Source organism: Aliiroseovarius sp. F20344 (assembly GCF_023016155.1).
Classification (GTDB): Bacteria; Pseudomonadota; Alphaproteobacteria; order Rhodobacterales; family Rhodobacteraceae; genus Aliiroseovarius.
This window is the reverse complement of the sequence record NZ_JALKBG010000008.1, coordinates 360726-383279: the sequence shown is the minus strand read 5'-3', so window position 1 is coordinate 383279 and position 22554 is coordinate 360726. Positions and strand designations below refer to the sequence as shown.

At 60.3% G+C, this 22554-nt stretch carries 10 protein-coding genes; 6 read left to right on the top strand and 4 right to left on the bottom strand.

The genetic code is table 11. The features are described 5' to 3' along the window. The first annotated feature begins 7 nt into the window (after nt 1–7). Nucleotides 8–10774 carry a hypothetical protein gene (locus tag MWU55_RS10880; protein WP_246937955.1) on the top strand — a complete coding sequence of 3589 codons (10767 nt, stop codon included), beginning with the start codon at nt 8–10 and terminating at the stop codon, nt 10772–10774. A gap of 6 nt (nt 10775–10780) precedes the next feature. Here the strand turns inward: MWU55_RS10880 and MWU55_RS10875 are convergent, their stop codons facing one another. Next, nucleotides 10781–11257, bottom strand: coding sequence for an invasion associated locus B family protein (locus tag MWU55_RS10875; protein WP_246936201.1), 477 nt, complete (start codon nt 11255–11257; stop codon nt 10781–10783). Nucleotides 11258–12030: 773 nt separating this feature from the next. Between MWU55_RS10875 and MWU55_RS10870 the strand changes: the two genes are divergently transcribed. From MWU55_RS10870 to MWU55_RS10855, 4 genes are read left to right on the top strand one after another with little or no spacing between them, the layout of a single operon-like run. Further along, nucleotides 12031–12360, top strand: coding sequence for a hypothetical protein (locus MWU55_RS10870; RefSeq protein ID WP_246936200.1), 330 nt, complete (start codon nt 12031–12033; stop codon nt 12358–12360). Beyond that, nucleotides 12327–12965, top strand: a complete 639-nt coding sequence (locus MWU55_RS10865; RefSeq protein WP_246936199.1) for a TetR/AcrR family transcriptional regulator — start codon at nt 12327–12329, stop codon at nt 12963–12965. The genes MWU55_RS10870 and MWU55_RS10865 overlap by 34 nt, the downstream gene beginning before the upstream one ends. Then, a complete protein-coding gene (locus MWU55_RS10860) occupies nt 12962–14320 on the top strand; it encodes a hypothetical protein (protein ID WP_246936198.1) in 1359 nt (452 codons plus the stop codon). The genes MWU55_RS10865 and MWU55_RS10860 overlap by 4 nt, the downstream gene beginning before the upstream one ends. Further along, nucleotides 14317–17406 (top strand): efflux RND transporter permease subunit, encoded by a 3090-nt coding sequence (locus tag MWU55_RS10855; protein WP_246936197.1) that lies wholly within the window; start codon nt 14317–14319, stop codon nt 17404–17406. Before MWU55_RS10860 ends, MWU55_RS10855 begins: the two co-directional genes overlap by 4 nt. 308 nt (nt 17407–17714) lie before the next feature. On the opposite strand, the gene MWU55_RS10850 is transcribed toward MWU55_RS10855, so the two are convergent. Then, complete coding sequence (locus MWU55_RS10850; protein ID WP_246936196.1) at nt 17715–19607, bottom strand: acyl-CoA synthetase; 1893 nt, start codon at nt 19605–19607, stop codon at nt 17715–17717. A 184-nt stretch (nt 19608–19791) separates the two neighbouring features. Next, nucleotides 19792–21588, bottom strand: a complete 1797-nt coding sequence (locus MWU55_RS10845; RefSeq protein ID WP_246936195.1) for an ABC transporter transmembrane domain-containing protein — start codon at nt 21586–21588, stop codon at nt 19792–19794. Nucleotides 21589–21749: 161 nt separating this feature from the next. Here MWU55_RS10845 and MWU55_RS10840 point away from each other — a divergent pair, with 161 nt between their 5' ends. Next, entirely contained in the window at nt 21750–22142 is a 393-nt protein-coding gene (locus MWU55_RS10840) for a hypothetical protein (RefSeq protein ID WP_246936194.1), read from the top strand. An 8-nt stretch (nt 22143–22150) separates the two neighbouring features. Here the strand turns inward: MWU55_RS10840 and MWU55_RS10835 are convergent, their stop codons facing one another. Next, nucleotides 22151–22549 carry a hypothetical protein gene (locus tag MWU55_RS10835; RefSeq protein ID WP_246936193.1) on the bottom strand — a complete coding sequence of 133 codons (399 nt, stop codon included), beginning with the start codon at nt 22547–22549 and terminating at the stop codon, nt 22151–22153. Between the last annotated feature and the right edge of the window lie 5 nt (nt 22550–22554).

The following is a 22554-nucleotide window of genomic DNA, read 5'->3' as shown; positions in this document are numbered from 1 at the left end:
CGGCCTTTTGGCCGGGCTTAATGTGCTGGTTGGCACACCGATATGGGCCAATGACCCCTGCATCGAGGACAATGGCCACCCCGCCTCGGGCGCGATTGTTGAGGTCTTCTGCGAAGGCAACCAATCCAACGGCGTTCATTTTCCAAAATTCTCCTTTGGCCCCTTTGGCTCCTTGAATCTGGTCAATCCTTTCAATCCGAATACATTCTCGGAAATCGAGATCGCCTATCTGGATCGCCCGATTGTCACCAACAATGTCTCGGCCATTCGCTTACTCACCTATGCGCAGCCTTATCTGGACTATGCCCATGACTTCGAGGCGCGGCTTCTGCCGGATGGGGTCGGTCGATACATACAGGCCAACGGCGTCGGCGCCTCTGCGGTCGAGCTCAGCTCGTTTGGCGGATACCTGTTACAAGGGGATGTGAACTTCCCCTACCTTGATGAGCGCTTCGGCTTTTCCGGCAGCGATCTATCTCTGCGGATCGACAATTCTAACCCGACCCGTGGTTCAGGCGACGAGGCGATCTATTTCGACAACACGGTTTATGACTTCGGCCATGATCGCACCAATGCCCAATACACAAACTGGGCCATGGGCAACGCGTTCCAGATCGTGACCACCGGAGACCGCGGGCATGGCATCGTCATGGCAAGCGCGGGCGGCCACGGTTCGGGCGGATCCAGCGACCGTACATACGGTGGACCTGGCGGACGAGGTGGAGTGCTTAGTGCCATTATTCAGGGCCGTATCACCACATATGGAAACGATTCAGCTGGGATCCTGATGCGCAGTCTGGGTGGCAATGGCGGCAATGGTCACAACGGGACGGTATTCGGCGGCGGCGGCTCCGGCGGCGTTGGCGGGCGCGGAGAATACGTTGTGCTGAACAACATGGCCTCGATCAACACCCATGGGTTCCGAGCCTCGGGTATCGTGGCGCAATCGCTGGGCGGCGGAGGCGGTCTGGGCGGCAATGGCGGCTGGGTTTCTGGATCCGGCGGCGCAGGTGGTTCAGCCTCGCGCGGGGACATCGTGCAGGTGACCAACCAGAACTGGGCCAGCATCGTCACGCGCGGCGCGGGTGCCAACGGCATTCTGGCGCAATCCATTGGTGGGTTCGCAGGTACTGCCGGGTCCGGGGGCTATTTGTTCTCGGCTGGTGGGAACGGACGTTCCGGTGGCAACGGCGGCGGTGTCTTTGTGACCAACAATGCCTCGATCGACACATGGGGCTCCCATGACGCCGTCGGTATTCTGGCCCAAAGCATCGGCGGCGGCGGCGGTGCCGGTGGCGCGGCAGATGGCTACTATGCCATAGGTGGCACAGGTGGTCTTGGCGGCGACAGTGCCGGGCTTCAGGTCACCAACCGCGGCACGATCAACACCCATTGGGGACTGCGCAGCCACGGCATTCTTGCGCAATCCATCGGTGGTGGCGGTGGCGTCGGCGGCAATGCCTCGGGCGCGGCTGCCTTGGGTGGCAACGGCAATTCGGCCGGATCTTCGGGTCAGGCCATCGTCGAAAACACCGGCGCGATCTATACGGCCGGACAGGACGCCATTGGCATCTTCGTTCAGTCCATCGGCGGCGGTGGCGGTCACGGCGGCAACGCCAGCGGCATGGCCGCAATCGGCGGGCGTGGCGGATTTGGCGGGAATGGTGAGCGCGCCACCGTGCGAAACGATGGATATGTTTCCACCTGGGGGCACTATTCTACCGGCATTTCAGCGCAAAGTATTGGCGGCGGCGGCGGAACCGGGGGCTCGGCCACATCGTCCGGACCATTTGCATCCTTTGCCATGGGCGGAAGTGGCGGATTTGGCGGAAATGGCTCTCAGGTGAGCGTCACCAATACGAATGGGTTTGGCGGGTCAGCTAATATTAACACGCGCGGAAACTACGCGGACGGCATTTTGGCACAATCCATCGGTGGCGGTGGCGGCAATGGCGGCGCAGCGATGTCCAGCGCGTTCGGCGCAGGCTTCTCGGCGGCCTTCGCCATCGGGGCCAATGGCGGCGTCGGCGGCGACGCAGGCAGCGTGACCGTTGCCTATCGCGGGGCCATCCGGACCGAGGGCGAATGGTCCAACGCCGTGCGCGCACAATCGCTGGGTGGCGGCGGCGGCAATGGCGGCTACGCGGTCTCGGGGTCGGCGTCGTCCACCGGAGCTCTCAGCTTTGCATTGGGCGGATCAGGTGCGGCGGGAGGTCAGGCCCAAAGCGTAAATGTCTCGACATATCACAACCTTCTCACGCTCGGAGATCGCTCGTCCGCAATTCTTGCGCAGTCCATCGGTGGCGGTGGAGGCAATGGTGGCTTTGCATTCGCAGGCGCCATGAGCGGTGTGGGCAGCCTGAGCTTTGCTCTTGGCGGCAGCGGCGCACGTGGCGGCGGTGGCGCTAATGTCAATGTCGACAGTCATGGAAATATCGCGACACGCGGACTGATGTCCGCAGGCATCGTTGCACAATCCATCGGGGGTGGCGGCGGCAATGGCGGGCATTCGATGGCGCAAAGCTTTGGCGGCGCGGGCGCGGGATCGTTGGCCTTGGGTGGCAGCGGTTCGCTGGGGACTTATGCCGGGCATGTCTCGGTCACATCGCGTGGTCAAATCGACACATCAGGTGACGGGGCCCATGGGATCGTTGCGCAATCTATCGGCGGCGGCGGCGGCAATGGCGGCTTCGCGGTCGCAGGTGCGGCCAGTGGCGGCGGTGCCCTGTCGGTGGCCGTGGGTGGCGCTGCAGGCGCCGGCGGTGGCGGACGGACCGTCACAGTCACCACATATGACAGGATCGGCACCCAAGGGGACCATGCCACAGGGATCTTGGCCCAGTCGCTTGGTGGCGGCGGCGGCAATGGTGGAATGGCCCTTGCGGCAGGCGCCTCGGGCAAAGGGGCACTTTCGGTGGCTCTTGGCGGTGCAGGTGGCAGCGGCGGCTACGCCCAGCGTGTTGCGGTGACTGCGAATGGCGCCATCGTCACGGCGGGCGATATGTCGTCGGGCCTTGTGGCGCAATCCATCGGCGGCGGTGGTGGACGTGGTGGCATGGCTGTTGCGGGCGCGCTGTCCGGAGCCCTATCAGGCAGCCTGTCCATTGGCGGCTCGGGCGGAAGTGGCGGGCATGGCGGAAACGTCTGGGCCAATGCGGCCGGATTGGTTCTGACGCAAGGCGACGGCGCGACGGGCGTTCTAGCACAATCCATTGGCGGTGGTGGTGGAGACGGCGGCATGGCGATCAGCGCCTCGGCCAGCTTCACCGCCAGCGCGACAGCCAGCATCGGTGGTTCCGGCGGCATCGGCGGCAATGGTGCACGTGTTGACCTGCGCGCCTCGAACGGGGCGTGGACCTTTGGCGACAACGCAAACGCTCTGGTCGCACAGTCCATCGGCGGCGGAGGCGGCAATGGCGGCATGTCCAGCTCGGGCAGCTTTGCAGCGACGGGCTCGGTCGGGCTTAGCTTTGGCGGGGCTGGCGGTATTGGCGGACATGGTGGCCGGGTCGACGTCAACGTCGCGAACTCTGCCATTCCGGACAGGAACATTGAAACTCATGGTGACAACTCGACCGCCATCCTTGCCCAATCTATCGGTGGCGGTGGTGGCAATGGCGGGTTCACGGCTTCCAGCGCGAATGCAGGCACTGGAAGCGCCACAATGGCCTTCGGGGGGTCTGCCAGCATCGGCGGGCACGGCGGTTATGTCACTGCAAGCGTAACCGAAAGCATTCTGACCAAAGGGGACCTGTCACACGGGCTTGTGGCGCAATCGGTTGGTGGCGGCGGCGGCAATGGCGGCTTCGCCCTGTCAGGAGGCTTCGGCGGCAACCGGGCCACACTGGCGATGGGCGGATCGGGCGGCAACGGTCAGGTTGGTGGCGCGGTGTCGGTTTCGCTGGGGACCACGGCTTTTGACACAACTCTACGCACCGAAGGAGACGGCTCGGTCGGTGTTCTGGCACAATCCGTCGGCGGCGGCGGCGGCAATGGCGGATTCGCAATCGGGGCAGATGTCTCGAACAGCGCGTTTACCGCCGGAATGGCAATGGGCGGCTTTGGCGGCTCGGGTGGCAATGGTAATACGGTCTCATTGACCAGCCGCGCCACGGTTACCACGCTTGGCGATCACGCTACGGGCCTGTCGGCACAGTCGATCGGCGGTGGCGGCGGAAACGGCGGCTTTGCCGTCTCGGGCGGGGTAAACGCGGGCACAGCAGCGATCAATGTCGCGCTCGGCGGTTCTGGTGGTGCTGGTGGAGCGGGTAGCAACGTTGTTCTGACGAGCTACAAAGACATCTTTACCATGGGCCGCTTCTCGGGTGCGATCCTTGCACAATCAATTGGTGGCGGTGGCGGTAATGGCGGCATGTCGGCCTCGGCGGGCGTGTCCACAACAGCTGGCGGGGCCTTCACCCTTGGAGGACGCGGCGCGTCTGGTGGATCGGCTGGCGCGGTGCAGGTCAGTGCCGACGGCCGCCTACAAACGATCGGAGATCACTCGGCCGGTATTCTGGCGCAATCCATCGGCGGTGGCGGCGGCAATGGCGGCATGGCAATCACGGGTGGGTTCAGCAGAACGGCAGCAGCCTCGGTAGGCATAGGCGGGAGCGGCAGTTCCGGTGGCGCGGGTGGCACTGTCCGTGTGACCAACGCGGCCACCATCGAGACACAGGGTGACAATTCAATCGGCGTCGCCGCGCAATCCATCGGTGGCGGTGGCGGTAATGGCGGCTTCACCATCGGCGGCACTCTGGCCAGATCTGCCAGCATGGGCGTCACCATCGGCGGATCCGGCGCAGGTGCCGTCCAAGGCGGCACAGTCGAGGTGACGAACACCGGCGCCATCACAACACGCGGCGCGCAGTCGGACGGGTTGCTGGCGCAGTCCATCGGCGGCGGCGGTGGTAATGGCGGCATGTCGGCAGGTCTGGCAGGCGGAGGCAATTCAGCATCGCTGCGGTTGGGTGGCAGCGCATCGGGTGGCGCTTTTGGCGGCGCGGTAAACGTAACGCAATCGGCGCAGATCGTGACCTATGGTGATGACAGCGCAGCACTGCGCGCCCAATCCATCGGCGGCGGCGGAGGCAATGGAGGCTTCACGCTGGGTGGAACGGTCAGTTCTGGCCGCGCGGCAACAATCAGCCTTGGTGGCAACGCGGGCAGCGGCGGCTGGGGCGGCACCGTTACTGTCAACAACACCGGAGATCTGTTTACACAGGGCGACCGCTCGGCTGGGCTTATGGCGCAATCCATTGGTGGCGGCGGCGGCACGGCAGGATCGGCTGGTAGCCTTTCAGCAACCACGGGCAACGCGCTGACCCTTGCGCTTGGTGGTAGCGGTGGCAATGGCGGCAATGGTGGCGCGGTGACCGTGACCAACTCGGGCACCATTTCCACAATGGGCGAGGGTGCGCAGGCACTTCTGGCACAGTCGATTGGCGGCGGTGGTGGAATGGCTGGCGGAACCTTGTCCTTGCGAGCCGCGGGTGCGGCCTCGGCCAGCCTAACCATCGGGGCCAGCGGCGGCATCGGTGGTACAGGTGGCAACGTCGCACTGACCCAAACCGGGATTGCAGGTGGCGGCACCTCTTTGCAGACGCAGGGCCAAGGCTCCGACGCGGTGCAACTGCAATCAATCGGCGGCGGAGGCGGCAACGGCTCTTACATCATTGCGGGCGGTGGCAATAAAGGGGCTGGCGGCAGCCTTTCGGTCGGGTCCAGCGGTGGCGCGGGCGGCAATGGCGGCACGGTCTCTGGACGAATTGGTGCAGCAGGCGCGTTGATCAATGTCTACACACGCGGCGATGACGCAGCCGCGATCCGCGCCCAATCCATCGGCGGCGGAGGAGGCAATGGCAGCTTCACAATGGCGGCGCAGGGCACCAGCGGTGCAGGGCTAAGCCTGACCATGGGCGGTCGCGGCGGATCTGGCGGTTCAGGTGGTGCGGTCACATTGGATGAGCTGCACGCATACATCTACACGGCGGGCGCAGGCAGCGCAGGCGTCGTCGCCGAAAGTATTGGCGGCGGCGGTGGCTCGGCGAACCTGCATCTGTCTGGTGCATTCTCGAAATCGAACGCCTTGTCACTGCAGCTGGGCGCAGATGGCGGCACCGGATCGCGTGCCGGCGACGTGCGGGTTGTGTCCAATGGGCAGGTTGTTACGCAAGGCGTGAACGCAGCAGGCGTTGTGGCGCGCTCGGTCGGCGGCGGTGGTGGCAATGCCAGCGTAAACGCCGGGTTGGCGCTGTCCTCGAAATCCAACGGCGTTGCGGTGACGCTGGGCGGCACGGGCGGCAGCGGCGGGCATTCCGGAGCGGTCACGGTGGTATCTAATAGCGTGATCGACACGGCGTCGAATGGCAGCGGCGGCATCGTGGCGCACGCGATAGGCGGCGGTGGCGGCACCGGCGGCTTTGCCGGTGCATTTGCCGGGTCTTTTGACGACGGCAAAACGATGAGCCTGCAACTGGGGGGCAATGGAGGCACCGGGCATTTTGGCGGCACGGTGAACGTAGCCTCGAACGGGGCGATCCTGACCCGCGGCGCCGATGCGATCGGCATCAACGCTCTGTCGCTGGGCGGCGGTGGTGGCTCGGGCGGTGGTGCGATTGCGTTCAATTTCGCCATGGACAACGAAGCGACACAGCTGGCGCTGGCAAGCGGTGGATCTGGCGTAACGGGTGGCTATGCCTCGGATGTTTCTGTCACCAACACAGCCTCGATTTCGACTGGCGGCACGCGCAGTCACGGCATCACGGCCCAATCCATCGGCGGCGGCGGAGGCAATGGCGGACAGGCTGTGGCGGGCAGCATCATTGCGAAGAAAGCCGGATCGGGCGCGAACCAGTTCTACGTTGGCTTGGGAGGTTCCGGAGGCGACGGCAACCACGCAGGCATTGTCGACGTACAGAACCATGCAGGCGTCACCACGCTGGCGGCCGATTCCCACGCGATCCTTGCCCAATCCATCGGCGGCGGCGGCGGCACGGCCAACCAAGCGCTATCGATCGGCTTCTCGGGAGCCGACAGCACAGCCTTCGGCCTGTCCCTTGGCGGCGATGGCGGGACCGGTGGCTATGCCGATCAGGTCTCGGTCAACAACACGGCCGCATTGTACACCCAAGGTGTGCTGAGCCGCGGTATCCAAGCCCAATCCATCGGCGGTGGCGGTGGCGCGGGCGGCTTTACTGGCAGCGCTGCTTTGGGACGCGGGGGGGACACCACCCAATACGCGTTTGCAATCGGGGGTGCGGGTGGCGACGGAAACATCGGCGGCGCAGTCGATGTGACCCACTCTGGCTATCTGCTGACCACGGGGGCGTTCTCGGAAGGTGTATTGGCACAGTCGATTGGCGGCGGCGGCGGTGCGGGCGGCTCGGCGCTTGCGATGACTCGCGCGACCACACCTGCGACCGGTCCGAATGGCGACCCAGCGCGCAATCTTGCAGTTGCCGTCGGGATCGGCGGACAAGGTGGCACCGGCGCACACGGGGGTGCGGTGAATGTGGATATCGACGGCATCGTAAACACGTTTGGCCTGAATTCGCACGGCGTCATGGCGCAATCCATCGGCGGCGGCGGTGGCTCGGGTGGCAACTCGAAAGCGGTCACGATCTTTGCCGGGAAAGAAGATACGAACCAGCCCGACGGACCACAGAACAAATCGCGAGTACTGACGATGGGTGGCGACGGCGGCGCTGCTGGCAATGGCGGCGACGTAAATGTTGAAAATGACAGCTGGGTTGTGACCTATGGCGCAAATGCTTTCGGGGTTATGGCGCAATCCGTTGGCGGCGGCGGTGGCGTCGGGGGGCACGGCGAACATGGCAAACCCACAATCGACGAGCTTGTCGCCATCGGAGGCGATCTGGTTGCAAACCTGCCGACCATCCCGGCCCTTCCGGCCTTTCCGTCGGTGGGCTCCACACCCGGCTTGCCCGGTGTGACAGGCCTGCCTGGTCTTCCCAACATGCCTAATCTGGCTAACTTGCCAAGCCTGCCCAGCCTGAAGGATCTGGGCGGTCTACCTAGCTTGAATGGCGTTACGGTGCCCGGACTTCCAGGTCTACCCGGTTTGCCGGGCCTGCCAGTCGTTGCAGACCTTCCCCAAGCACCGGACGTTCCTGGCCTTCCGGCTGGCCCTGAGCCTCCTGAAGCGCCAGAAACACCCGAGGCGGACGAGGAAGAGGATGGCGTCAGCCGGTTCGAAATCGCAGTCGGTGGGCGCGGTGGTGCAAGCGGCGATGGTGGTCTGGTGACCGTGACAAACCGGGGCAATGTGATGGCACTGGGCGAAGGGGCCATCGGGGTCTTTGCCCAATCTGTTGGCGGTGGTGGTGGCCTTGGCGGCTATGGCGCTGTTGGTGAAACGGGCACCATCGGGCTTGGTGGCTCGGGCGGCGCTGGCGGTGAGGGCGGCGATGTCCTGGTCACGAATGATGGCCTGATCCTGACCGCCGGAACCGCAGGCTATGGAATCTTCGCGCAGTCGGTTGGCGGCGGCGGCGGAATGGCCGGCAATGTCGACCGCGGCATCAATGGCGAGGAAAATACAGACGCCTTGGCTTTTGGGGCCTCGGGTGGTGCGGGTGGCAATGGCGGCGACGTCACTGTGATCAGCAACGGTGCCATTGTGACGCTGGGCGACGGCGCCACCGCGATTTTCGCGCAGTCGGTCGGCGGCGGCGGTGGTGTTCTGGGCGAAGTCGGCGAAGGGACAGGGCTGGTTGGCAGCTCGGGAGCGATCGGGACTGCAGGCGATGTGCTTGTGGATCACACCGGCACGATCATTACAGCGGGCGACGGCGCACATGGCATCTTTGCCACTGCACTTGATGGAGCCGGAGCCCCGTCGGGCAGCGTGACCGTCAACTATACGGGCGACATTACCGTACTGGGCGACGACGCACACGCAATCCTTGCCCAAACCACGGCCATTGACGATCCGGCAAACCGGGTTGAGATCGGTATCGGCAAAGGATCGACCGTGACCGGCGGGACAGACACCGCCACCGTGTCCTTGGTCGGCGGAACCGACAACTCGCTTACTAATGAAGGTCAGCTACAATCCGCGGGTGGGTTGGACGCGACCGTGATCGAGGCCAAAAGCGGAAATGACGTGATCACTAATGCCGGTGTTTTCATCGGCACATTCGATCTGGGTGCTGGGCAGAACCTGTTCGACAACCAAGAGGGAGCACTGACGCTGCTTGGCGCGCAATCGCACCTTCATGATGGCAGTGCAGGCGCGTCGGGGCTGTTGACCAATTCAGGCGAACTGTCGTTTGGCGATACTGGCTATTTGAACTACGCCGCACGTCTAGCAGCGTATAACCCGGCGCAAAGGCCAACGACCCTAAGCGATCTGCACCTGACGGGCGACTTCCAGCAAGCCAGAACAGGTACCACCTTTATCGACCTTGATTTCGGCACCCGCACTGCGGATCACCTGATCAACACCGGTTCGGCAAACTGGGATGGCACTCTGTCCGTCCTAACCTATAACGCGACGCACCTGCGATCCGGCATCTCGCACGCCCTGTTCTCGACCGCCTCTGACGGAGCGGATATGGGCGGGTTGAACCTTGACATCGCACCGAGCGCGATCGTCGATTACAAGATCGCAGCCCTGTCCTCCAATGAACTGGCGGTCGAATGGGACGTGGATTTTGCCCCCGGAAAGGCCAACTTTAATCGCAACGAAACCTCGCTTGGCAAGCACCTGAATTCGGCCTTCATCAAGGGGGCTCCAATCGGGCTACAAAGGCTTTCAGCGGCGCTGTTCGCGGTGTCGGATGCAAGCCAGCTTCCCCTGCTGTATGACACTATGAACGCCGACGTGTATGCAGCCCGCAAAGCCTCGGACCACCGTGGTCTCTTGGACTTCTCTGAACGGTTTGGCCGCTGCGAGCTATCCGGGGAACAATCCAAATGCCTGACGTTCAGCTTTGGTAACGAAAAGGGCCAACGCGCGGGGGACTTCGAATACCAGGATCAGACGACCTCGCGTGCATCCGCACAGCTGAGTGCTGCACGCGAGTTGGACAATGGCGCACGCCTTGGCTTCGGGTTTGATTTCGGCTCGCACAGCACCATCCACACGAATACAGGTGCCCGCGCCACCGGGCGTCATGCGATGTTGGGGCTCAGCTATGATGTGGACCGGTACGGGATCGACTGGAGCTTTGGATTGGCCGCTGGTCGGGCCACCTCGGACGTTGAGCGCAACCCGTTCATCGGCGGCGCGACCAAAGGCACGCTGAACACCACCAGCATTGCTCTCTCTCTTGGGGCCGAAAAGCAGTATGATCTCGCTCAGGGCTTCTTTGTTCGCCCCGGCGCATACCTGAATATTGGTAAGACCGCCTCGAAAGCCACAAACGAAACAGGTGGGGATCTGGCACTGGGGCTGGAACACAGCGCCGACTGGTTTGTAGTCTTTACGCCATCCATCGAGCTCGGCATTGACGGTCCGCCGCAGAACGGCTGCCGCGCACAGTGCAGCACGGTCACCGGTGGGCTGAAGCTGTCGCGACAGACCTATCTGGGCAATCGTTCCGCCAGCTCGATCGGTCGATTCGTTGCTAGCCCGGCAGGCTCCGACCCGTTCATGGTCACGGATGCACTGGAAGACAGCTGGGCGGTTGAGGCATCGGTAGGCTTGGAACTGACACCGCTCACCTCGGCCGAGGTCGTAGCCGAGCGCCGTTGGCTAGGAAACTCGACCGCAACCAGCTTCGGGTTCCGGTTTGAACATGCGTTCTAAAGCAACCTACTTAGCGATCTTGATCGCGTTGAAGCTTTGCGCAAACCCATCAAGCTGAAGCGTAAAACTGACGTCCTGATCAGGTGCCATCCGAAAAATAAGGGGCTGGGAACCTCCGGCAAGGAACATGTCCGAAATCTCGCCCGAGAACGGCGTTTGTGCATAGCAGGCCGACGTGTCACAGGTCTCAAGCGCCAAGGTGATGTTGCCGAGTGTGACACCAGACGGGATATGCACACCGACGGGCAACTCAACAGACAACAGTGCATGGCCCGGAAGATCCAGTTCGTCGGATGTGACCACGGTGCTGCGCACGATTGGCGCCCCGCTCTGGGCGTCCACGACAGTCTGTGTTGCGCGGCATACCAATGGGGCACCGCGCGCTGCCGACGTGCACTGTTCTTGCCAATTCCGCGCCTCTTGTGCCTGAGTAATCAGGGGGAGCGTGGTGACAAGCAGGAAGGTTGCAACTAAACGGATCATCGGGGCCTCATATCAAGTATATCGCGCTGAACGCATGGTCTGGATCAGAAGGCGAGAAGCTGCTGCCAGTGTCAAGCTTTGCATAAAGAATCCCCGCAATTGTCAGACATTGTTGTGAAAAATGTTCGGAAGTCATGGCCCCGTGTGATGCTGGAAGAACGGCAAAACCCAAACCATGACCTGCTATACGCGCGACTGCCATGTGCTGTTTACACCTTATGTTTTACAGGGCCATCCAGACACAAGTTGCTACCTGCTGGCGCCCAGCTGCGTTACGTCGGAACTCCAAGGGTCTGGCGTCAGGCAAGAACCAATGGAAAATAGCATCTTGGATCTCTGGGCGCGGACGCAGTGCTGAAGCTTGGCCAGCCCAACATTAATCCGTGCTATGGGTTTGTTCCGTCAGACAAGCAGACCTCTTATCCGGCCTTGGGGGCCCGAAGCTGTTCAGACGCGCAGAGGGCGAAGCAATAGGAGAATACGTCAATTCAAACTCGCCACTACGGTCCAGGCGAGCGCCGCGTTTTCCATAGTTCGCACGCCTGAACTATCCGCTCTCGATGCATTGAACTTGCACCGCCAGAACCCTTACGCCGACGTCACATTGCATGTTTGTGTATATCGGGTGAGGTATTGAAACATCTATCTTTCGCCTGTAGTTATAGAATTATAACCTTTAGGTGAGAGTCGCGTTGATCCCTCCATCCCCACAAGCCTCTGCTCCATTTCTTCGGCCAAAGTTGATCGCAGTCTTTGCATTAATCTTTGGCGTGATGACGGTCTTCTCCGGAGGCAGCGTGCTCTTTGGGTCTGCCGAGGCACAGACATGGGCGGGCAACTACGTCTTGTTTGTGGTCTGGTTCAATTTCCTTGCAGGATTTGTTTATGTCGTTGCTGCCATCGGTTTGTGGTTTGGCAAAGGCTGGGCTGCCCGGCTTGCTGGCCTTATCGCCATTGCAACGGCGATTGTCGCACTGGGGTTCGTCATCGTGGTTTTTCAGGGAAGCGCGTTTGAATTACGAACTGTTGGCGCCCTGGCCCTGAGGTTCACATTCTGGGCGGCGGTCGCATGGATAGCAAACCGTGCGATCAGGCGAACATGAAGGCGCGTAGATCCTCCGGGGATCGCAAGGCCGAGATTCTAGCGGTGACGCTGGACCTGGCGTTCGAGGTTGGGCCGGGCCACGTGACGACCGGCATGATCGCGGGTCGGCTGGGTCTGACGCAACCGGCAATCTACAAGCACTTCCCCAGGAAGGAAGATATTTGGCGGGCAGCCACCGACACACTGTGCGCCCGGATTTCAGAGAATGCCCGGCTGGGCGTCAGCCCTTGCATGGCACCCTCGGAGAACCTGCGTAATCTGGTCCTACGTCACCTCCACCTGATCGCCGAATTTCCTGCCCTGCCGGAAATAATGGTTACGCGTGATCCAACCGGCGGGCTGGCCGAAACCCGCCAGCGGTTTCAAACCGAGATGGCTGGTTACCGCGCGGCTTTGGCGGGTTGTTTTAATGACCTGCGCGCCCACGGCGACCTGCGAACCGATCTGGGCATTGAGGACGGCGTGACGCTGTTGCTCGGAATTGTTCAGAGCCTGGTGCTACGGCTCATCGTGACCCGCAACCCGGCCCCTCTTGTGCAAGAGGGTGAACGCCTTCTTGATCTACAACTGAGGCTCTTCGAACGCGAAGGAAACACGCCATGAAAACTAGGTTTAAACTGGTCCTGATCACCCTGCCGATTGCCGCTATTGGCGCAGGTGTTCTGGCCTATGTTGTGTCCACTAGCCCGCCACCGGGACGCATCGCGCTTGCCGAGCGTGCCAGCCCGGTGCGCGTGATCGCCGCCGAAACCAGAGAAGTCACCCCGACGCTTGTCGGTTTTGGTCTTGTCGCTCCGGCCCGTACCTTTGCTGCGATTGCCGAGGTCGGCGGAACGGTGGAATATGTCAACCCGGGCTTGCGCGACGGGCAAATTCTGCCTGCGGGCGCGGTTTTGGTTCGACTCTCACCAACCGATTTCGATCTTGCCATCGCTCAGGCCACCGCAAACATCCGTGCCGCTCAGGCCCGGCTGGCCGAACTTGACGTGACAGAAGCAAATCAGCGCGCTGCACTTGAAATCGAACGCGAAGCACTGGCCGTCAAAGCGTCTGACTTGGAACGGGCCGAGACGCTGTTTGCCGCCGGAACCATGGCGCAAAGCGGCCGCGACATGGCGCGTGCGGCGCATCTGGCACAACGCCAGAAAGTGCAGGGCATTGAGGGCACGCTGGCCCTGTTTCCGACCCAACGCGCCGTTCAGACTGAACAGATAGCCGTCTATCAGACCAACCTTGCCACCGCCCGGCTGAACCTGGGGCGCAGTGAGCTGACCTTGCCCTTTACTGCAAGGGTCGCAACGCATTCGGTCGAGACCGGGCAGTTTCTGAAAACCGGGCAGACCGCAGCCATTCTGGACGGTATCGATCAGGCAGAGATCGACGTACAGGTGTCTATCGACAGCTTTCGCGGCCTGATCCGATCAGGTCAGTCAGCGACCGCAACGCTACCGATGGACCCGACGCGGATGACCGAAATTCTTCACGAATTCGGCCTGAACGCACAGGTCCGGCTGCGCTTGGGCGACGAGGCCGTGACCTGGCCTGCGACAGTTGACCGGATCGGCGACGGCATCGATCCGAAAACCGGTACAATCAGTGTCGTGGTGCAAGTCGATGACGCCTATAGCCTGACGAAAGCGGGCGACCGCCCCCCCTTGACCAAGGGCATGTTTGTCGAGGTCCTGCTCAGCTCTGACCCGGTGTCCGGCATTGTCCTGCCCCGCAGCGCCCTGCGCGATGGGCAGGTTTTTGTTGTGGATGATGATAACCGACTCAGGGTGATCACGGCGTCGCCGTGGCTGGAACAGGGTGGGATCGCACTGTTCACGGATGGGATTTCCGAAGACAGCCGTATCGTGCTCAGCCCTCCAACCCCGATGATCGAAGGCGCGCTTCTGGATCCGCATACGGATACTGAGGTGGCGAACCGACTTCTGACCGAGGGCGCCGCGCAATGATCCGTTTTTTTGCGGCGCATCCGACTATCGCCAACCTTCTGATGATCCTGTTCCTTGCCGCTGGATTGTTCGTCAGCCCGACTCTCTTGCGCGAGACCTTTCCCCGCGCCAACCTCAGCGAAGTCGAGATCAGCGTGCCGTATCCCGGCGCCCGACCAGAGGAAGTTGAAACTGCCATCTGTGAGCGGATCGAAAACGCGCTGGACGCGGTAACCGGTATCGACCGGCAATCCTGCGAGGCGCGTGAAAACTTGGCCCGTTCGGTTGTGAAAATGCGCGAGGGTAACAATTTCCAATCGTTTGTCGCTGATGTGAAGTCCGAGGTTGATGCCATCACGGATTTTCCGGAGCGGGCAGAAACCGCCACAGTCAGGCCGCTTGGCCTGACCGACTTTGTTGCCTCGGTTGCCATTACCGGCCCCAAGACCCGCACTGATCTGAATGCCTATGCTGAACAGATCCGCACCGACATGCTGCGCTGGGGTGGTATTCCCAGAGTGGAAATTCGTGGTTTTTCCAACCGCGAGTTGCAGATTGACCTGCGTCCCGCCGACCTACAGAAATTCGGAGTCTCCGTCGCCGATATTGCACGTGCGGTGCAGGCCAGCAGTCTTGATCTTCCCGCCGGGTCGATCGAGACGACCACCGAGACCCTTCTGATCCGCGTGGCCGAGGAACGGCGCAGCCCTGCTACGCTTGCCGCCCTGATTGTGCGGTCTTCGGCACAGGGCGGACAGGTCCGGCTGGGCGACATCGCTGACATCTCCGAAGGGTTTGCGCAGGATGACGACGTGATCCTGTTCGATGGCCAGCCCGCCGCCATTCTGGACATCACCAAAACCCGCGCCGAAGACAGCCTGCGCACGCTGGACGCGCTCAAGGCGTTTCTGGAAACCGAGCGCGCCCAGGCCCCGCCGGGCATAGCGCTCGAAATCACCGCCGATGGTGCCACGGTGGTGCGGGAACGGCTGACACTGGTTGTTGTCAACGGGCTACAGGGGCTGGCGCTGGTGTTTCTGGTGCTGTGGCTTTTCTTCGGATTCCGGTTTGCCTTCTGGGTCGCCATGGGACTGCCAGTTTCGTTCATGGGCGGTGTCGCGCTAATGGGGATGATCGGCTACTCGCTCAACCTGATGACTTCGCTGGCCCTGCTGATCGTGATCGGCCTGTTGATGGACGATGCCATCGTGATCGCCGAGAACATCGCCCGTCAGCGTGAAAAGGGCCGCAGCGCACTGGATGCAGCGGTCGAGGGGGCAGCACAGGTGTTTCCCAATGTGTTCGCCTCGTTCGGCACAACCGCGATGATCTTCGGCTCGCTCGCCTTTCTGGCGGGCGATCTGGGTGCCGTGTTGCGCGTCGTGCCGGTGGTGATGCTGTTTGTCCTGATGGTGTCGCTGATTGAGGCGTTCTTGATCCTGCCACACCACCTGATCCACAGCCTTGAGGTCACCAACCACGCCACCGGTATCGGCGCCAAAGTCGAGGCGGCGGTAAACTGGGCTCGCGAACGTCTGGTCGGGCCATTCGTCGATCTGACCATTCGCTGGCGTTATGCCGTGACCGGGCTCAGCTTCGCGGTGCTGCTGGTCTCGGTCAGCATGCTGGCAGGTGGCTATCTGAAATTCACCGCCTTCCCCGAGCTGGACGGCGACACCGTTGTCGCACGGGTGCTGATGCCGCAGGGCACACCGCTAACACGCACCGATCAGATCATCGCGCAACTTGAAGCCGGATTGGACGAGGTCAACGTCACACTGACTCCGGAACAACCCGATGGCGCCGCTCTGATCCAGCATATCTCAGTGTTCCATGGGCTGAACCGGGACGCCTTTGAAACCGGCGCCCATGTGGTGACACTTAGCGTCGATCTTTTACCCTCGGCCGAGCGGACAAGCAGCCCCGACGAAATCATGGAGCTTTGGCGCGACATTGTCGGGCCGGTGCCGGACGCCATCAGTCTGAAATATGCCGAAAGTACCATCGGCCCGGCCGGGATCGCGATTGATATGCATCTGAAGGGCGATGATTTGAGCGCACTAAAGGCCGCCTCGGTCGAGTTACAGGACTGGTTGTGGCAATATCAGGGTGTGACGTCTATTCTGGATGATCTGCGCCCGGGAAAACGCGAATTGCGCGTGACACTAACGGATGCCGCTGGCCCGATGGGGATTACCGCCGCGATGATCGCCGACCAGTTGCGGGCCGCTTATCTGGGCACGACCATCAGCGAAATGCAGATCGATGGCTCTCTGGTCGAAGTCACCGCCCAGTTTGGCCCCGGCGAGCGCGCCAGTCACGACGTGTTCGAAAACTTCAACGTCACCCGTGCCGACGGCTCCTATGTGCCGCTAAGCGTTGTGGCGAATGTCGAGACCGGTCAGGGATATAGCCGGATCAACCGCGAAGACGGAGTGCGCAGCGTGACGGTTCAAGGTTCGATCGACACGCGCATCGCCAATGCAAACGCCATTGTCGGCGATACGATGGCACGGTTCGTCCCGGCACTGCTACAACGCCATCCAACCGTCACGCTCGATGTTGAAGGCCAGAACGCCGAGGCCGGGAAGACCCAGAAATCTATGCTCAAGGGGTTCGTGATCGGGCTTTTGGGTGTGTTCCTGCTGCTCAGCTTCCTGTTCCGGTCGTATCTTGAACCCATCGTGGTGATGCTGGTGATCCCGCTATCGTTGCCCGGGGCGATCTTTGGCCATATGGCAATGGGGCTCGATTTCTCGATGCCCAGCATGCTGGGGTTCGTGGCGCTGGCCGGGATTGTGGTCAACAACTCGATCCTGCTGGTAGACTTCGTCAAACATGAACATGTGGATACGGTGAGCGTGGCTCAAGCAGCCTCGCGCGCAGCACGGGCACGGTTCAGGGCGATTTTATTGACCACCACCACAACCACGGTCGGTCTGTTGCCGATCCTGACCGAAACCAGCCTTCAGGCGCAGATCCTAATCCCGCTGGTTTCCAGTCTGGTCTTTGGGCTTTTGAGTGCTGGTCTTGTGGTGCTGTTTGTGCTGCCAGCAGTCTATGCCATCCTTGATGACCTCGGTTTAAGCACTCTGGCGAAGGGCTGACCTCATGAAAGGGAAATGAATTACTGACACGAGGCAGGACATACTGAAGAAAACCAAATGCAACCAGCATCAGGCTTGACGTCTATCGCAGTGGCGTTTGTTAAGCATGTGCAGTTTCACCCAGCGAGACGAAACTTCCGAAGAAACTCCATCCTCCAGTTCCACGATCTCTCACCGCCGACGAAACAACCGAATTCGAGCTGATGACGAAGATCTTCCGCTCGATCGATCTAAATTCTTGATCTAAAACGGAAAAGGGCGACCTAAAGGCCGCCCTGATATTCTAACTTAAAGCGCTGCTAGTTGGATCACTCCATCCACTCAAACGGACGTGTGAATTCCCCAAGGCAGTGTTTCACGGCCTCGAAATCGACATCGCCTGTTGCTTTCAGGCGCGCCACTAAACCGCGTTTTTTGTCATCGATCACTTCATAGACATGTGCTGCGTGACCAGCATCTTCCAGCGCTTTGTCATAAACGCGTGTGATCGCGGATTTGCGCAGGTCGGGTTTGAAAACTTTACCCACGGCTGTTTTTGGCAGCTCGTCCAGAATTTCCACATGCTTGGGCAGCGCGGCTTTCTCATGGATGTGTTTCTTGGCGTAATCCATCAGTTCTTCTGGGGTGACCTGCGCCCCGCCGACCAGTTCGACATAGGCGCATGGAAGCTCACCCGCATAGCTGTCCGGCTGGCCAATCGCGCCGACCATGGCGACGGCCTCGTGCCCGGCCAAAACCTCTTCAATCTCGGCGGGGTCAATGTTGTGGCCCCCACGAATGATCAAATCCTTTGCGCGGCCCGTGATCCATAGATAGCCCTCTTCATCCAGACGACCCAGATCACCTGTGCGCAGATGCGTGCCTTGCGCAAAAAGTCCTGCGTTCTTGGCTTCTTCCGTGTAGGTGCTGCCCGTGAAGACGCCAGGGTTGGACAGGCAGATCTCACCTACTTCATCCACGCCATGTTCTTTCAGAACAGTGCCTTCACCGTCGCAGGTCAGGATTTTCACATCCGTGTACGGGAAAGGAACCCCCACAGATCCAACCTTTTTGGCACCTGTCGGAGGGTTACAGGAGACAAGGCAAGTTGCCTCGGTCAAGCCATAGCCTTCTACGATGTTCACGCCGGTTGCCTCGACGAACCGATTGTAAAGCTCGATCGGAAGCGGCGCCGAGCCTGAAAACGCGGTTTTCAGGGAAGAGACATCTGCATCTACAGGCCGCTGCATCAGGGCTGATATCGCAGTCGGAACCGTAATCATGAAGCTAACTTTGTAGCGTTCGATAAGCTTCCAGAAGTTATCGAATACGCCGTCCCCGCGATATCCAGCCGGAGTTGGATGCACAAAATGCGCGCCGGACATCAGGCAAGACATCCAGATCACATGCACCGCGAAGACGTGGAAAAGCGGCAAGGGGCACATGATCACATCGTTCTCATCGAACAACAGATTTGCGCCCAGCCAGCCGTTATAAACCATGCCCGAGTTCTTGTGCTGCGCCACCTTCGGCGTGCCCGTGGTGCCACCTGTGTGGAAATATGCGGCAACACGATCTTCGGACTTATCCTCAAAATCCAAAGTGGTGTTCTGTCGTTTCATCTCTGCGACAAAATCCAACACCTTTGCATTGTGTTTCACCGGGTTCTTCGGGCGCAACAGCGGCACCAGCCAGCTTTTAGGCGGCTTCAGATATTTGTTCAGGTCAATTTCCAGAACGGTCTCGACGTTAGGGGCCATCGAAACGGCTTCATTTGCAAGTTGGGCAACTTCTGATTTCGGGAAGGCCTTCAGGGTCACCAAGACCTTTGCGCCCGTTTCTTTCAGAATGCCGGCCACTTGTTCGGCGTCCAAAAGCGGATTGATCGGATTTACGATCCCGGCAGTACCTGCCCCCATGAGGGTATAGATGGTTTCGTTCGAGTTCGGCAGAAGGTAGGCCACAACATCTTCTTCACCGATGCCCAAAGATCGAAATAGGTTGGCAGCCTGGCAAGAGCGCTCCAGCATTTCCCGCCATGTCACGGTCTCTTTTGGATCCGAGGGACCTGATGTGATCTGAAACGACGCCGCCGGGTGGTTAGGGAATGCTTTCGCAGTCCGCTCGAGCATCTGATAAAGTGTGCTTGGTTTGTCGCGCGCATCCCACGACATTTCGGCCTCGACCGCATCCCGATCAAACATCGACCCAAATTCATACATAGATTGTCCTCCCTTCGCCTGTTTTTACAGGCTGATATTAAGGAATGAGCATGGGCGTAAATGTGATTTCCCGCAAGTCTGACGTGACGTGGAATTGACGTTTACGGAAGGTAAATCACCGTGCATTACGGGCGCGAAGACGCAGCTCACCCGTGATTTGAGGCTGATCAGATGCCGTTGCGGCTTAGATCTGTCCTTCGGTGAACTGCAAGCGGGCCAAGCGGGCGTAAAGGCCGTCTTGGGCAACCAATTCATCATGCGTGCCTTGTGCAACGATGCGACCTTCATCAAAGACCACAATCCTGTCGGCCTTTTTCACGGTCGCCAGACGGTGCGCAACAATCAGCGTTGTGCGTCCCTGAGCAAGCTCATCCACAGCGCCCTGAACCAAGCGTTCGCTTTCCGCATCAAGAGCCGAGGTCGCTTCGTCCAACAGCAGGATCGGTGCATCACGCAGGATCGCACGCGCGATGGCGATACGTTGCTTTTGACCACCCGACAGCATCACGCCACGCTCGCCCACATAGGTGTCATACCCTTCTGGCAATCGAGACAGGAACTCATGCGCGGCGGCGGCTTTGGCGGCGGCTTCGACCTCGGCGTCCGAGGCATCTGGGCGACCGAAGCGAATGTTTTCGCGGGCGGAAGCGGCAAAGATTACTGCGTCTTGCGGCACAAGGGCGACGTATTTGCGGAAATCATCACGCTGCATATCGCGTAGATCGACGCCATCCATGGTGACTGCGCCTTGCTCCGGATCATAGAAACGTTGGATCAATTGGATGATGGTCGACTTGCCTGCACCAGATGGGCCTACAAGCGCCACGGTTTCACCCGCCGCAACATCAAGCGAGACCTCTTCCAACGCTGCTTGGTTGGGTCGGGCTGGATAGTGGAATGTCACCTTGTCAAAGCACAAGGCACCGGTCGGGCGCTGAGTGATCGCAATAGGGTACTCAGGGTCTTTCACCTGATCGTCCGCATTCAAAAGCTCAACCAGCCGTTCTGTGGCCCCCGCTGCGCGCTGCAATTCGCTCCAAATCTCAGACAAAGCGCCAACAGCGCCTGCGACCATGACCGAATAGATTACAAACTGCACTAGCGCCCCGATTGAGATGTCACCAGCCGTGACGTCCCGCATCCCGATCCAAAGCACACCTACGACGCCTGAGAAGATCAGCGAAATTACAATCACCGTCATTACGGCACGGGTGCCGATGCGCTGTTTGGCCGAGATGAAGCTTTTTTCGGTCAAGCCCGCGAATTCATTCCGGCTGAGGTTTTCATGCGTGAAGGCCTGCACTGTTTGAACAGACGACAGCGCTTCGGATGCATTGCCCGAGCTTTTGGCAATCCATTCCTGATTTTCACGGCCCAGAACACGTAAGCGACGCCCCAGAACGATGATCGGCACGATAACAACGGGTACGATCAACAACACAAGTCCAGTCAGCTTGGCAGACGTGAACAGCATCAGGACCATGCCGCCAAAGAAGATGAACACATTGCGCAGGGCGACAGACACTGACGAGCCGATAACCGACAGGATCAACGTGGTATCCGTGGTGATGCGCGACAGCACCTCTCCGGTCATGATTTTCTCATAAAAAGCAGGGCTCATTCCCACGACTCGATCAAAGACCGCCTTGCGAATATCCGAGACGATCCGTTCCCCCAACCGGGTGACCAGATAGTACCGAAGCCCTGTGCCCAGCGCGAGCAGCGACGCCACACCAAGTGCTGCCGTGAAGTACTTGTCCAAGAGTTGCGGTGTGGCTTCCCCGAATCCATCAACAACACGACGAACAGCGATTGGCAGGATCAGGGAGATTCCGGCGGTAAACACCAGCGCAACAAACGCGGCTAAGATCCAAGCACGGTAAGGGCGCATGAATGGCCACAGGCCCGACAAGGCACCGATACGTTTGGATTTCTCGCGTTCGTCCATCTCGACGCTGGACGCGCCTGCCTGTCTTGCCATGTCAACTGCTCCTTTGCAGCACGGATACCGAAACCGCCCAATACACACAAGCGGGATTGAATTTGTTTGCCACCTATCCGTCTAATCCGATCTGCTTTTGCAGGCTGTCGTTTCCCGCTATGATAGGATCACCGAAATATCGATTGGCAGGAGGGTGCTGAATGTTCGGAGTGAAAAGATATCGTGTCGCAGCCTTCGGAGCCATGTTGGCTTTGCTATCCGCATGTGCAACGCCCCAGCAGCAATGCATTGCGCGCGAAACCTCAGAATACCGGGCAGTTACTGCGCAGATTGCTAAGCTTGAAGAAACGCTTGCCCGTGGATACGCACTGCACCGGCAATCAGTGCCGTATACCGACACCCGCATTTGCTATACCAAGGACAAAAAGCCCTTCCCTTGCCGCAGAACACGTTTCCATACGATTGAAACGCCCGTGTCCGTAGACATGGATGATGTTCAAAAGAAACTGGCGCGATTGAAAGCACATCAAAGAAAGCTTGAACCGCGGGCAATTGCGGCGCGCGACGCCTGCGTTCGTGCCTACCGCGAATAAGACGCTTTCTAGTTCGGGACTGAAACCATGATCGCGGTTGGCTTTCCGCCCGCGCCCATGACACGGATCAGAACGGTCCCACCATTCTTAAACCGCTTGGCAGCTTTCGGGCCAATGCCGCCCTTTTCAAGCAAGGCTTTGATGTTCTTGCGGCTTTTATTGGACCCAAAATAGGGATCCCATTCGTCCCCCGGTTGGCTGACCCCAAACCGGTGATAATTCGCGCGATCCCGTCGTAAAATGCTTGCTGGGTCCGACAAAGCGGCCCCTTTGGCATTGGACAGATCGGGCTTGCCTATGAACACGGTGAATGCACCAATCTGCTCGCTGGCCACGGCAACTTGTGCGGCGATGGCGAAGCCAAATGCCAAGACACTGGTTTTTAGCAGTTTAAAGTGGCGAGCCATGATCC

What these genes read in the sequence shown, in the direction of transcription:
- MWU55_RS10835 (WP_246936193.1), bottom strand. Translation starts at nt 22,549, where the DNA reads ATGGCTCGCCACTTTAAACTGCTAAAAACCAGTGTCTTGGCATTTGGC.
- MWU55_RS10840 (WP_246936194.1), top strand. Translation starts at nt 21,750, where the DNA reads ATGTTCGGAGTGAAAAGATATCGTGTCGCAGCCTTCGGAGCCATGTTG.
- MWU55_RS10865 (WP_246936199.1), top strand. Translation starts at nt 12,327, where the DNA reads ATGGATAGCAAACCGTGCGATCAGGCGAACATGAAGGCGCGTAGATCC.
- MWU55_RS10860 (WP_246936198.1), top strand. Translation starts at nt 12,962, where the DNA reads ATGAAAACTAGGTTTAAACTGGTCCTGATCACCCTGCCGATTGCCGCT.
- MWU55_RS10850 (WP_246936196.1), bottom strand. Translation starts at nt 19,607, where the DNA reads ATGTATGAATTTGGGTCGATGTTTGATCGGGATGCGGTCGAGGCCGAA.
- MWU55_RS10875 (WP_246936201.1), bottom strand. Translation starts at nt 11,257, where the DNA reads ATGATCCGTTTAGTTGCAACCTTCCTGCTTGTCACCACGCTCCCCCTG.
- MWU55_RS10855 (WP_246936197.1), top strand. Translation starts at nt 14,317, where the DNA reads ATGATCCGTTTTTTTGCGGCGCATCCGACTATCGCCAACCTTCTGATG.
- MWU55_RS10845 (WP_246936195.1), bottom strand. Translation starts at nt 21,588, where the DNA reads ATGGCAAGACAGGCAGGCGCGTCCAGCGTCGAGATGGACGAACGCGAG.
- MWU55_RS10870 (WP_246936200.1), top strand. Translation starts at nt 12,031, where the DNA reads ATGACGGTCTTCTCCGGAGGCAGCGTGCTCTTTGGGTCTGCCGAGGCA.